Annotated in this window: 9 protein-coding genes; 5 read left to right on the top strand and 4 right to left on the bottom strand. The window is 47.7% G+C overall.

Annotation, left to right across the window (positions count from 1 at the left end):
* Window positions 1–7 precede the first annotated feature (7 nt).
* Window positions 8–487: a DUF6452 family protein gene (locus UNH61_RS32135; protein WP_326996124.1), complete on the top strand. Its 480-nt coding sequence runs from the start codon at window positions 8–10 to the stop codon at window positions 485–487.
* A 4-nt stretch (window positions 488–491) separates the two neighbouring features.
* Window positions 492–1,283, top strand: coding sequence for a DUF6048 family protein (locus UNH61_RS32130; RefSeq protein ID WP_326996123.1), 792 nt, complete (start codon window positions 492–494; stop codon window positions 1,281–1,283).
* Between the two features lie 14 nt (window positions 1,284–1,297).
* Here UNH61_RS32130 and UNH61_RS32125 read toward each other — a convergent pair whose 3' ends face one another.
* The gene (locus tag UNH61_RS32125; protein ID WP_326996122.1) at window positions 1,298–1,741 is read right to left on the bottom strand and encodes a GNAT family N-acetyltransferase; all 444 of its coding nucleotides are present in this window, start codon (window positions 1,739–1,741) and stop codon (window positions 1,298–1,300) included.
* 98 nt (window positions 1,742–1,839) lie between these two features.
* On the opposite strand from UNH61_RS32125, the gene UNH61_RS32120 reads away from it, so the two are divergent.
* On the top strand, window positions 1,840–3,330 hold the full coding sequence (locus UNH61_RS32120; RefSeq protein WP_326996121.1) for an ATP-binding cassette domain-containing protein: 1,491 nt from the start codon (window positions 1,840–1,842) through the stop codon (window positions 3,328–3,330).
* Between the two features lie 109 nt (window positions 3,331–3,439).
* On the top strand, window positions 3,440–9,022 hold the full coding sequence (locus UNH61_RS32115; RefSeq protein ID WP_326996120.1) for an MG2 domain-containing protein: 5,583 nt from the start codon (window positions 3,440–3,442) through the stop codon (window positions 9,020–9,022).
* 90 nt (window positions 9,023–9,112) lie between these two features.
* Here the strand turns inward: UNH61_RS32115 and UNH61_RS32110 are convergent, their stop codons facing one another.
* The gene (locus UNH61_RS32110; RefSeq protein WP_326996119.1) at window positions 9,113–9,403 is read right to left on the bottom strand and encodes a type II toxin-antitoxin system RelE/ParE family toxin; all 291 of its coding nucleotides are present in this window, start codon (window positions 9,401–9,403) and stop codon (window positions 9,113–9,115) included.
* Window positions 9,394–9,822 carry a hypothetical protein gene (locus UNH61_RS32105; RefSeq protein ID WP_326996118.1) on the bottom strand — a complete coding sequence of 143 codons (429 nt, stop codon included), beginning with the start codon at window positions 9,820–9,822 and terminating at the stop codon, window positions 9,394–9,396. The genes UNH61_RS32110 and UNH61_RS32105 overlap by 10 nt, the downstream gene beginning before the upstream one ends.
* Before the next feature lie 185 nt (window positions 9,823–10,007).
* Here UNH61_RS32105 and pbpC point away from each other — a divergent pair, with 185 nt between their 5' ends.
* Entirely contained in the window at window positions 10,008–12,410 is a 2,403-nt protein-coding gene (gene pbpC, locus UNH61_RS32100) for a penicillin-binding protein 1C (RefSeq protein ID WP_326996117.1), read from the top strand.
* On the opposite strand, the gene UNH61_RS32095 is transcribed toward pbpC, so the two are convergent.
* The gene (locus tag UNH61_RS32095) at window positions 12,411–13,667 is read right to left on the bottom strand and encodes a replication-associated recombination protein A (RefSeq protein ID WP_326996116.1); all 1,257 of its coding nucleotides are present in this window, start codon (window positions 13,665–13,667) and stop codon (window positions 12,411–12,413) included.

Below are 13,667 nucleotides of genomic sequence, written 5' to 3'. Positions count from 1 at the left end.
ACAAGTAATGAAAAGCATATATCAGATATTCATCGCCTGTTTCATTGTTATCGGCATCTTTGCCTGTGAAAATGAAACCAAAATATGCGATCAGTCGTTGCGTAACGACCTGCACACACATTTCCGGCGCGATACCGCAGGAATTGTAAGGGATACCATTATGCCCAAGGTAACCGCCTGCGCGCTCGGCAGGGATACTATCTACAAAAATCTGCCGCTGGGAGATATATTCTTCCAGCTGTCTCCGATGGATGATAGTAGCCGGTTTTACCTGAAAGTCGATTCTGCCCTCGTTGCAGATACGATAACGTTCAGGTATAAACGTACCAAACATTTTATTTCACCTGGCTGCGGATTCGGCACCTATTTCAACCTGGATACTGTTATCGCTACCAGGCATACGATCGATTCTGTTGTGATTTATAATAAGTCTGTAACAAGCAGTAATGACACGCATCTTTATTTATTTTTCTTTAATAGCAACTAGTATCTTGTCCGGTATCGCTGCTACAGCCCAAAATAAGCCGGCAGCGATCAAAGCAGATACTACTCATCCTAAAGCCGTTAAAGCTGATACCATACACATGGCAAAGGCGGATACTGCTAAGAAAGCCGTCGTGCCACCGCATAAAGACAGTACCTGGTACGTTCCCGGAGGGATCCGGGTAGGGTTGGACCTTAGCCGCATTGTTTCCGCCATCTATTATCCATACAGGAAAGAAGTGACGGTTGTAGCAGATGCCCGTATCAACGGTAATCTTTATGCTGCTTTCGAGACAGGATATGCTAACACGCCCCATTCCGATAGTAACTACACTTATAAAGGCAATGGTATGTTCGTTACATTGGGGGTGGATTACAACTTCCTGAAACGGCAGTACCACTCTGAACGGAACATGTTTTACGGCGGTATCCGCTACGGGTTTTCCCATTTTAATTACTCCGTTCCCACCTACGCGATCAGAAACACTTATTGGGGCGACCACCTGACAGGGAGTATTCCCAAAACCAATGTCAATGCGCATTGGATAGAACTGGTGGTTGGCCTGAAAGCGGAAGTGCTGAAAAACTTTTTCATGGGATGGAATATCCGCGAAAGGATACTGATCAACAATGTAAAGAATCCGGATATGACGCCACTAACCATCCCGGGCTTCGGATCTGGCTCCAAGCGCTCGGCATTCGACGTACAGTACACTATTTCCTATGTAATTCCCTTCTACAGGATCAAGGAAAAACAACCGGAGATAAAGGAAAAAACGAAGAAAATTCCGAAGAAGTAGCTATAGCCTTTTCATCAGGCTTTTCTCATTTCAATATGTGGTATCCCGTCTTCCAGGTACATGTCGCTGGTTTGCTCAAAACCCAGCGATTGATAGAATTTTTGTAAATATTGTTGAGCACTTATTTTGATGGGAATGGCACCGAAATGTTCTTTTACTGCAGCAATGGAACGTTCCATCAACTCCCGCCCGGCGCCTTTTCCTCTGGCCAATGGAGAAGTAACCACTCTTCCTATGGAAGCCTCTTCATATTTAATGCCTGGCCCGAAAAGACGGGTATAGGCCTGCAAACGTCCACTGTCGCTCATTCCCATTAAATGCAGGCCCCGTTGGTCAGCATCATCCATATCCTGATAAACACATTGCTGCTCCACTACAAAAACTTCGGCTCTCAGCTGCAGGATGGCGTACAATTCTGCCGGAGTCAACTCATCAAATGATTTTATCTTCCATTCCATAGTCTCAAACTTTCTTTATCATAAAAATAACGGATGCTTTCAATAATCCTGTTATTTTTATAGGCGACAGACGAATCTTTAGCTCAATCGTTCAGATTATGACAGAACAGCTAACACCGTTCCTCACCGTGGAACACATTACTGCAAGGTATCTCGATAAAACAATTTTCAATGCCCTCAGCTGGCAGATCAACGAAGGTGAGCAATGGGCCATCACCGGCCCCAGTGGCTCCGGAAAAACGGCCCTGCTGAACACTATACTCGGTAAGTTTAATGTTATTAACGGCAGTATCCGCTACCATTTTTACGATGAATGGTGTCGTACTCACACCATTACCGATCCCTGGTTCAACTACCGCCATCTGATAGCGATGGTAGGCCACCATCATACATTCCGCAATCTCTCCAATACTACTACCGACTTCTATTATCAGCAACGGTTCAATAGTATGGACGCCGATAATTCCCCGACAGTAAAGGAATATCTGGAGATAAACGAAATACCGCCTTTGTTGCAACCATTGCGGATCACGCCGCTAATGGAAAAACGCCTGATTAAATTGTCGAATGGAGAAACACGGCGGGTGATGATTGCCCGCGCACTCATGCAGCAGCCACAGTTACTCATGCTCGACAATCCATACATCGGACTGGATGTACAGGCCAGGAAAGACTTCAGCAATATGATCAATGAGCTGATCAGTGGTGGTTCTACCGTATTGCTGGCTACATCACCGCATGAAATACCCGAACATATTACCCACGTACTTACCCTGGACAACGGCGTTATAACTGGTAAGTATACACGTAGCGAATTCATTCAGCTGCCATTGCCTGAACCCACTGCCATAGAGCTTCCGCCAATGGAAGCTGACAAGATAGCCACCCTTGTACAACACCGGCCCGACAACCAGTTTGAAACAATCGTGCGCATGGAAGATATACGGATCAGGTATGGAGAAAATACAATCCTGAACGGCATTAACTGGATAGTAAAACCGAATGATAAATGGGCGCTGCTCGGGCCAAATGGCGCGGGTAAATCAACATTGCTCAGCCTTATTAATGGCGATAACCCACAGGCATATGCCAATAAATTGTGGCTGTTCGACCGGCGCCGGGGTACCGGGGAAAGTATATGGGATATCAAGAAGAAAATCGGATTCGTTTCCCCTGAACTACATCAGTATTTTACTTCCCGCGATAATTGTCTGCAGGTGGTATGCTCCGGTTTCTCAGATGTTATTGGTACACCTAGGCCGGTAACTCCTGCTCAGCAGCAAACTGCCCGCGACTGGCTGGATATCCTCAATATCGCCGCATATGCCGGCACTCCTTTCAGGCAGGTATCCGAAAGCACGCAGCGCCTTACTTTGCTGGCGCGCGCACTGGTAAAAAATCCTCCTTTGCTCATCTTTGATGAGCCCTGTCAGGGCCTCGATTCCTACCAAAAGATGCACTTCAAAAAAGTGATTGAACAACTGTGTGAACATATATCCGTAACCGTCATATTCGTCACCCATTACGAGGAAGAATTGCCGGATTGTGTTAATCAGTTCATCCGGCTGAATAAAGGTGAAATGGTGTAGAAAGCGGCTGACTGGTGCAACAGTAACGATTTTTTCTTACCCGGGATTAGACCGGGTAAGGAAAATTCCCGACATTCGCACCTAGTTATCACCCTAATCTGCTTACCTGATGCACCCAACAAAACGATTTAGTGTTGTAGCAGCATTGTCTTGTGTCCTCGCTGCCCTCATTGTAATTTGTGGTTGCCGCACCACGCGTAAAGAAATGAACCCGGAATTTGCCAGGTATATTGAATCCTACACTGCCGGTATCATTTCCAAACAAAGCGCCATCCGTGTTCACCTCACTTCTCAAACCAACGTGACTCATACCCAGAATGAGCCACTCGAGAAAGAGGTATTCGATTTTTCCCCTTCCGTAAAAGGAAAAGCCTACTGGGTAGATGCCACTACCATCGAATTCAGACCGGATGAAAACCTGCAACCCGGCAAAACCTACGATGCATCCTTTAAACTGGGAAAAATACTGGATGTTCCGAAAGATCTCAAGTCGTTCGATTTCCAGTTTAAAGTCATCAAACCTTCTTTTTCACTGGAAGATAACGGCCTGAAAGCCAGCTCCAACAGCACGCTGGACCGCATGACCTTTACTGGTGTGATTTATACCGCCGATGCAGAAGCACCTCAATCCATTGAAAAAATATTATCTGCTCAATACGCCGGCAAAAATCTGCCAGTCACCTGGCAACACAATGCCGCTGAGAAAACTTCCCGCTTTACCATTGCCAATATAGAGCGTGGAAATACTGCCCGTAACCTGGAACTGACCTGGAACGGCGCTTCACTCAAAGTGGATAACGCCGGCAAGAAAACCATCGAAGTACCCGCTGTAGGCGACTTCAAAGTACTGGATGTGAAAGCCATGTCGGATCCGGAACAGCACCTGCTGGTTCAGTTCTCTGATCCTGTAAGTGCGGCGCAAACATTGGAAGGCCTGATAGGTATCGGAGGACAAAGCGATCTGCGCTACACCATTGATGGCAGCGAAGTAAAAGTGTATGCCCCGCTCCGGCTCGAAGGTAATTACAATGTGATTGTAAACGAAGGCGTTATTAACATTACCGACAAACGTCTCGGAAAAGCCTTCAGCGCCAACGTCAATTTCGAGAATACCATGCCTTCTGTCAGCATTCCCGGCAAAGGCGTGATTCTGCCTCAGAGCAATAAACTCGTTATGCCGTTTGAAGCGGTGAACCTCAATGCGGTAGACGTCTCCATTATCAAAATTTACGAAAACAATGTACCGCAATACCTTCAGCAGAATAACCTCGATGGAAACCAGGAATTGAGAAGAGTGGCGAAACCTGTTGTGGAAAAAACCATCCGCCTCGATACAGATAAATCTGTGAACCTGCATAAGAAAAATCGTTTCTTCCTGGATCTTGACAAACTACTCCGAACTGAGCCCGGCGCTATTTACCGTGTTACCATTGGCTTCCGGAAGGCCTATGCGCTCACCGCCTGTACCGCCGACAGCACCAGCAAGGATGAGGATAGAAGATATGCAGGAGACGACGACGGAGAATATTACGGAAACGATAAAATCGATGAAGACGACGCTTTCTGGCAGCGTTACGACAGCTACTACCCGTTCGGTTACAACTGGGATCAACGTAATGATGCCTGCTCAAATTCCTACTACAGCAAAGACAAGTGGGCTTCGCGCAATATCATTTCTTCCAACATCGGTCTGATTGCCAAACGTGGTAACGACAACAGCATGCTCGTAGCGGTAACGGATATACGGGATACCAAACCGATGATAGGCGTAGAACTGGAGCTGCTGGATTATCAGAACCAGGTGATCTATAAAACTAAAAGCGATGGGGAAGGGCTCGCCAGCTTTGAGCTGAAACGCAAGCCTTACCTGCTTATCGCTAAACGGGAAAATGAAAGAGGCTATCTCAAACTCGACGACGGCAGCTCGCTACCATTAAGCCGCTTCGATGTTAAAGGAGAAGAAATACAAAATGGTATCAAAGGCTTCCTCTACGGAGAACGTGGCGTGTGGCGGCCTGGCGATTCCATCTACCTGACTTTTATACTGGAAGATAAAGCACAAAAACTGCCAGCGGATCACCCGGTTTCACTGGAGTTATTTAACCCGAAAGGACAGCTGTATAAACGCATTAACCAGCATCAGGGAATGAACGGTTTCTACAGCTTCACTACTGCTACTAACCCGGACGACCCTACCGGTAACTGGGTAGCCAAAGTTAAAGTAGGCGGCGCCACCTTCCAGAAGAATGTGCGCATAGAAACGGTAAAACCCAACCGTCTGAAGATCAAAATGGACTTCGGTACTTCTCAGACACTGTCGAAAGGAAATACCAGTGGCACCCTTTCCGCTATGTGGCTGTTTGGCGCTACAGCCCAACATCTGAAAGCCAAAGTGGATGTATCATTGACTGCACAGCAAACCGGTTTCAAAAACTTCCAGGGCTATTCATTCGATGATCCGGTAACCCATTTCGAAGCAGAAAACAAAACCATCTTCGATGGTCCGCTGAACGATAATGGTGCGGCACCGGTGAATGCTGATATACAGCTGGGTAAACTGGCCCCCGGGCAACTGAAAGCGAATTTCGAAGTAAAAGTATTTGAACCGGGTGGAGATTTCAGCATAGCTCATTTTTCTATGCCTTACAATCCGTTCACCTCTTATGTTGGCTTGCGGCTTCCCACCGGCGACCGGACTACCGGTATGTTACTGACAGATCAGGCACATAGTATTGATTTGGTAGATGTAGACGACAATGGCAATCTCACCCGCGGCACCCGCGACGTGCAGGTAGAGTTGTACAAGATCCGGTGGAGATGGTGGTGGGATGAAGGTGAAGGAGATGAATTCTCCAATTTCACGCAAGACAGCTACAACCAGATGCTGAGCAAGGAAACCGTTACCCTGCAGGACGGTAAAGGTAAATGGAACCTCCGGATCAATTCTCCGGACTGGGGCCGCTATCTGATCCGTGTAAAAGACCTGCAGAGCGGACATACAGCCGGAAAGGCGGTATATGTAGACTGGCCGGGATGGGCAGAGCGTATGCAGAAAGAAAACCCTGCCGAAGCAGCCATGCTGGTATTCACTTCTGATAAACAAACCTATAAAACAGGAGACGACATCAATCTCACTATCCCCAGCAGCGAAGGTGGCCGGGGCCTGATCAGTATTGAATCGGGCAGCAGGATTCTGAAATCTTACTGGATTACCACCAAACAGGGGCAGACTACCTTCCGCTTCAAGGCAGAGAAGAACATGGCGCCTAATATATACGTCAACGTTAGTTTGCTTCAACCTCATGCGCAAACGCTCAACGATCTTCCGATCCGCATGTATGGTACCATCCCTATCTCCATCGAAGATCCGGGCACAATACTGAAACCGGTGATTACGATGGCTGATAAGCTGAAACCCGAAACAGAAGCCAGTCTTACCGTAAGCGAAAGCAACGGTAAAGCAATGACTTATACCGTCGCCATCGTAGATGAAGGCCTGCTGGATCTGACCCGCTTCAAGACGCCTGATCCGCATAGCTCCTTCTATGCAAGGGAGGCATTAGGCGTAAAAACCTGGGATCTTTTCGACTACGTAATAGGCGCCTGGGGCGCCGATATGGATCGCATCCTGAGCATAGGTGGTGACGAAGGCCTGAACCGGAATGCAGGCGCAGCCAAAGCCAACCGCTTCAAACCGGTGGTGAAATTCATGGGGCCATTCTACCTGAAATCAGGGCAGAAGCAAACGCATAAATTCAAACTGCCGCCTTATATCGGATCAGTAAAAGCCATGGTAGTAGCCGGCCAGGAGGGCGCATATGGTTCCGTAGAAAAAACAGTGGCAGTAAAGAAACCATTGATGTTGCTGACTACGGCACCACGTGTATTAGGTCCAACAGAAACCATACAATTACCGGTTACCGTATTCGGCCTTGAACCCAATATCCGCAGCGCCAGCGTCACACTCAGTACCAGCCCGCTACTGGAAGTGGTAGGAGAACAAACCAAAACGGTTACCTTCTCACAACCAGGCGAACAACTGGTATACTTTGACGTAAAGGTAAAACCACAAACAGGTGTAGCTAAAATTAAAGTGGTCGCCAGCAGCGGAGCAGAAAAAGCAGAAGAGAATATAGAACTGAATGTTCGCAATCCTAACCCGGTTATCACCAACATCATAGAAAATACACTGGAAGGAAACAGGAACTGGCAATCGGCCTTTAGTCCGGTAGGCATGGCAGGTACCAACACAGGAACGCTGGAAGTATCCACCATCCCATCGTTAAACCTGGCCAAACGCCTCAACTTCCTCATTTCTTATCCGCATGGCTGTATAGAACAAACCACTTCAGGCGTGTTCCCGCAACTGGTATTGAACCAGCTGATGGATCTGAAAGAAAGCCAGCTGGCAGATATCGATCGCAATGTTAAAGCCGGTATCAATCGTCTGAAGAGCTTCCAGACCTCAGACGGTGGCTTCAGCTACTGGCCCGGAGAAGGTAACGCCGATGAGTGGGGTACCAACTATGCCGGTAACTTCCTCGTGGAAGCACAGGCACAGGGCTATACGTTACCTCCCGGATTATTGGATCAATGGAAGAAATACCAGCGGAATAAAGCAGGTTCCTGGGCGCCAGGCACACTTAACTTCTACGGCAGCGACCTGACCCAGGCTTACCGCCTGTACCTGCTGGCGTTGGCTAAATCGCCGGAACTGGGCGCCATGAACAGGCTCAAGGAATTCAAATACCTTTCTGTACCCGCTAAATGGCGACTGGCAGCAGCTTACAAACTGGCTGGCCAACCGGAAGTGGCTAACTCCCTGGTACAAAATCTTCCTACAGAAGTAAAAGCATACAATCAGCTGAGTGGTACCTTTGGCTCCGATTTGCGCGACAGAGCCATGATACTCGAAACACTGACCATACTCGGACAACGGACACGCGCCAACGAAATGGTGAAACAGATTGCCGCGCAACTCTCGCAGGGCGATCAGTGGTACAGCACACAAACGACCGCCTATTCTCTTATCGCTATTGCCAAATACTGCGGTAACAACAAAGGCGGCAGCAAGATGAGCTTCAGCTACACATTGAATGGCGTGAAAGGAAATGTAAGCGGACAATCATTCGTAACACAGATCCCTGTTACCTTCAACGGAAGCGGTGGTAATATCAACATCCAGAATAACGGTCAAAATGTGCTGTATGTACGCCTCATACTTCAGGGACAACCGGAGGCAGGCCAGGAGCCAGTTGCCAGCAACAATCCTGAAATACTCGGATTACAGATCAGCTACAGCACCCGTGAGGGCAAACCTGTGGATCCGGCTACCCTCAAACAGGGCACCGATTTCATGGCTACTGTTACCATTACCAATCCCGGAAAACGTGGTTACTATGAACAGATGGCATTGTCGCAGATCTTCCCGTCTGGCTGGGAAATACTCAACACCCGCCTGATGGGCAACGACAGCGCGTTCCATTCATCGCCTGCTACGTATATGGACATACGTGACGACAGGGTGTATACTTATTTCAATGTAGAAGAGAATAAGAAACGTACCTACAATGTATTGCTGAATGCAGCGTATCTGGGGCGGTATTACCTGCCTGCGGTGTCTTGTGAAGCGATGTATGATAATACGATACGTGCGTTTCAGCCTGGCAGATGGGTGGAAGTGGTGAAGTAGTTATTAACAATCAGCTTTTAGCAAAATGCAGCGGAGATTTACTGGTAATCTTCGCTGCATTTTGTTAATAGCATGGTATGCTTAGATCTGTTAATATTGCAAAGGAGACTGGCTGGTATGGCGAATACGAACGATATGAATAGCAGTTTGCGTAATACGGTAGGAGACTCTATAATGATATTTTTCAAAAGCCCGCCAGCTTCCGTCATTGTTCTCTTTGTATTTATCAACAGGAAATCTTTCCGGTTGTTGGGCCGCTTTTTCTACAAGGTCAACAATTATTAAATATATTTTTTGGGCACCCATGGGAGAATCCTGTTGGATATAATCAATGACCTTCTCTAATTGTGCTACGGCTTTGAGGGTCCATATTATTTCCATTTTTTTGTCATCCGTTTGAGTAGTTGTTCATGGGTAACAAAGTTGCCCTTCAGGATTTCTTCTTCTCCTTCCTCCAGCTCCTGGTTGTACTCTTCCTGAGTTTGAGGCTTTTCTATTTCCTGAAAACGAATTCCCATTAGTTTCAGGGTCTGGAGTAACCATTCTTTTTTAGAAGAATCATTAATGCCATCGAAATCAATAAGAATATCCATAAACCAACTATTTGATATAAAGTTACAAAATTGTAACCTGTTCTCCGAAGATTGCGCTATCCTTGCTGAAATAGCATTGCGGATATCTGCAAATTGTGCCATCAATGATGGCACAATTATATTCCCCTGGTTATCAATAAATAATAATTTCTCAGTTGACAATGTTTGCCGGATAAGCTTTACAATTTCTGTAAATTGATTTCTCATAACCTTTGATTTTTTATAGATTAACATGATGAAAAAACTATCCTGCAAAAGAACCCCCAAAACAATTACCCACCATATCCATTCTCATTCATTACGCACTGCAACCATTATTCTGCCAATGAACAACTCAAAACAATAAGTTAACGCTATCTTTGACCGCATAAAAGTTATTCCGGATCTCCCTGATGAAGCTAGATACATTCAAACAATGGTGCCTTAGGAAAAAGTGGTGGCTGACTGCTATAACTATACTTCTTATCGCCTATTATTTTTGTTTACCCAGACAACTTTTCACCGCAGCTACTTCCTATGTACTGGAAGACAGCAACGGCGATCTGTTGAATGCCAGTATAGCCCCGGATGGCCAATGGCGGTTTCCTTATAATCCGCATGTTCCGGAGAAATTTGCGAAGTGCATTGTTGCCTATGAAGACAAACGTTTTTTCTACCACTGGGGCATTGATCCGTTGGCGCTCAGCAGAGCAGTAAGACAGAATATCCGCGGCAGAAAAGTTGTGAGTGGAGGCAGTACACTTACCATGCAGGTAATCCGGCTCTCCCGTAACCAGCCACGCAATTTCTGGCAGAAAATAGTAGAAGCAGTACTGGCCACCAGGCTGGAATTCGCCGCCTCCAAGAAAAAGATCATCGCCCTTTACGCGGCCAATGCTCCTTTCGGTGGCAACGTGGTTGGCCTCGAAGCAGCTGCCTGGAGGTATTACGGCCGCAGAGCCGATTTGCTGTCGTGGGGAGAAATGGCGGCACTGGCTGTATTACCCAATAGCCCTGCACTTGTACATCCGGGAAGAAACAGGGTAACGTTAATGAATAAACGTAATCAGCTGCTTGACAGGCTGTATCATCAGCATACGATCGATAGTATTACCTGCCAGCTTTCAAAGCTGGAGCCACTACCCAATCAGCCGATGCCGCTGCCACAGGATGCACCGCATCTGCTGGATCTGTTTCGCCGCGACTACCTGCAGCACCCTTCAGGCCTCACCAGAATCAAAAGCACTGTTGTAGCGGATCTTCAGCGAAACGCTACCGCTATCGCTGAAAGATATCATAACATTTATAAGGCAAACGCTATTAACAATGCCGCCGTATTGGTACTGGATGTAGAAACCGGCAATACATTGGCGTATGTCGGAAATATCTATAATCCTTCGGATCCCGAACTGGAAAGTCATGTCGATATCATACAGGCGCGAAGAAGCCCGGGCAGCACGCTGAAACCCATATTATATGCCGCCATGCTCAACGACGGGTTGATCCTTCCCAACACACTCATCCCGGATATCCCTACGCAGATAGCCGGATACTCGCCCCAGAACTTCGATCTCGGCTACGATGGCGCTGTACCTGCTTCCCGTGCGCTTGCCCGGTCGCTCAATATCCCCGCAGTACGCATGCTTCAACAGTACAGGTACGAACGCTTCCATACCCTGCTTCAGAAGCTTGGCATCACTACGCTGAACAGGCCTGCGGACCATTACGGACTTTCCCTGATCCTCGGCGGCGGTGAAACCACGCTCTGGGAAATGTGCGGCATGTATGCCAGCCTTGCCCGCACGCTGATTCACCTGGATCAATATAACGGCAAATACAACCCTGCAGATATCCATCCGGCTAACTACCGGCTCAATATACAACGCCCCTCCGGCCATGGCCTGAGCAAAGATGGAATCCTCGATGCAGGCTCCATCTGGTACGCATTTGAAGCCATGACAGAAGTAATGCGCCCAGGAGAAGAACTGCTATGGCAGCAATTCTCCTCTTCCCAGCGCATTGCCTGGAAAACAGGTACCAGCTTCGGCTTCCGCGATGGATGGGCCATCGGCCTCACCCCGCAATATGTAGTAGGGGTATGGGTGGGTAACGCCGACGGTGAAGGCCGTCCGGGCCTGCTTGGTGTGGCAACAGCCGCACCCATCATGTTCGATGTATTCCGGCTGCTTCGCACTGGCGGCTGGTTCAATACACCTTACTCCAAACTCACAAAGATTGAGGTATGCCGTAAAAGTGGCTTCCGCGCTACGGAACTATGTGAAGAAAAAGATTCGATATTGGTTCCTCTCGCCGGCATCAGAGCCGGTGTGTGCCCTTATCATCAATTGATCCATCTCGACAGAACCGGGCAGTGGCGGGTAACTGAAAGCTGTGAGTCGCCACAGTTCATGCAGCACCGGTCCTGGTTCATTCTGCCACCGTCTCAGGAATTTTATTACCGCGGCAAAAACTCCTACAAGCCGCTGCCTCCTTATAAACCAGACTGCCTCGCCTCACTCGGACAGGATAAAGCCCCCATGGAGCTGATCTATCCAAGGCCCAATGCCCGGATATTTGTACCGATTGAAATCGACGGAAAGCCAGGCCAGACGATATTTACAGCCACTCATCGCAACAGCGCGGCTAAAATATTCTGGCATCTCGATAATAACTTTATCGGTACTACGGTCGAGTTTCACCAAATGGCACTGCACCCTGCTGTAGGGAAACACACCATCACACTCGTGGATGAAAACGGAGAACGAATCGAACAAATTTTTGAGATCCTCAACAAAGAGCGGGATCAGAATAAATAATCAGTAGTTGTATTTTTCCTTCCACAGGTTCTTCAGGTACCGGCGCAATTCATCTTCCCTGGCGTTTTTCCCGGGATCATAGAACTTTGTACCCTGGATGGCATCCGGCAGGAATTCCTGCGTCACGAAATTATTTTCATAGTCATGCGCATAAGCATATCCCTTGCTGTATCCCATCTCCTTCATCAATTTCGTAGGGGCGTTCCTGATATGCATAGGTACAGGCAGATCACCTGTTTTAGCCACCATTCCCTGCGCACTGTTGATGGCCATATATGCTGCATTACTCTTGGCTGAAGAGGCAAGGTAAGTTACACACTGGGATAAAATGATCCTCGATTCGGGGTAACCGATCAGGTTCACCGCCTGAAAACAGCTGGTGGCCAGTAACAGCGCATTAGGGTTAGCATTGCCGATATCCTCAGAAGCCAGTATAACCAGCCTGCGGGCAATGAATTTCACATCCTCACCACCTTCTATCATCCTTGCCAGCCAGTATACTGCTGCATTAGGGTCACTTCCCCTGATGGATTTAATGAAGGCAGATATAATGTCATAATGTTGCTCGCCGCTTTTATCGTAAATGGCTACACGCTGTTGCGCAATATCCATTACCTTCTGATCAGTAATCACCACAGGATCTTCCTGCAACGTACTCACCACCAGTTCAAACAGGTTCAGCAACTTACGCGCATCACCGCCTGAAATATTAAACATGGCTTCGGTTTCCTGCAGGACGATGTTTTTACTCCGCAGCCATTCGTCGCGTTCCATTGCCTGCTGCAATAACTGCATCAGCTGCTCGTTGCCCAGCGGCTTCAGTACATATACCTGGCTTCTGGAAAGCACCGCTGCATTCACCTCAAAAGAAGGATTCTCCGTAGTGGCACCAATAAGGGTAATAATCCCCTTCTCTACAGCGCCGAGCAACGCATCCTGCTGGGATTTGTTGAACCGGTGGATCTCATCAATGAACAATACAGCATGCCGCTGTCTTTTAGCCATTTCTATCACTTCCCTGACCTCCTTTACTCCTGCAGAAATTGCACTGAGCGTATAGAAAGGAACCTGTAATGTATGTGCAATAATATTAGCAATGGTGGTTTTACCTACGCCTGGCGGGCCCCACAGGATCATAGAGGGAATCTTTCCTGTTTCTATTGCCTTTCTCAGAATACTTTCCTTACCGGTAAGATGCTCCTGGCCAACAAGTTCGTCCAGGTTCACCGGCCTTAACCGCTCCGCTAATGGTTGCAT

Source organism: Chitinophaga sp. 180180018-3 (assembly GCF_037893185.1).
Taxonomy (GTDB): Bacteria; Bacteroidota; Bacteroidia; order Chitinophagales; family Chitinophagaceae; genus Chitinophaga.
Note: the sequence above shows the minus strand (reverse complement) of the source record. Positions and strands in the feature narration are given on the sequence as shown.

Bases quoted from the DNA above. Each gene is read 5' to 3' on its own strand.
- UNH61_RS32135 (WP_326996124.1), top strand. From the start codon at position 8: ATGAAAAGCATATATCAGATATTCATCGCCTGTTTCATTGTTATCGGC.
- UNH61_RS32125 (WP_326996122.1), bottom strand. From the start codon at position 1,741: ATGGAATGGAAGATAAAATCATTTGATGAGTTGACTCCGGCAGAATTG.
- UNH61_RS32120 (WP_326996121.1), top strand. From the start codon at position 1,840: ATGACAGAACAGCTAACACCGTTCCTCACCGTGGAACACATTACTGCA.
- UNH61_RS32115 (WP_326996120.1), top strand. From the start codon at position 3,440: ATGCACCCAACAAAACGATTTAGTGTTGTAGCAGCATTGTCTTGTGTC.
- UNH61_RS32110 (WP_326996119.1), bottom strand. From the start codon at position 9,403: ATGGAAATAATATGGACCCTCAAAGCCGTAGCACAATTAGAGAAGGTC.
- UNH61_RS32105 (WP_326996118.1), bottom strand. From the start codon at position 9,822: ATGAGAAATCAATTTACAGAAATTGTAAAGCTTATCCGGCAAACATTG.
- pbpC (WP_326996117.1), top strand. From the start codon at position 10,008: ATGAAGCTAGATACATTCAAACAATGGTGCCTTAGGAAAAAGTGGTGG.
- UNH61_RS32095 (WP_326996116.1), bottom strand. From the start codon at position 13,667: ATGCAACCATTAGCGGAGCGGTTAAGGCCGGTGAACCTGGACGAACTT.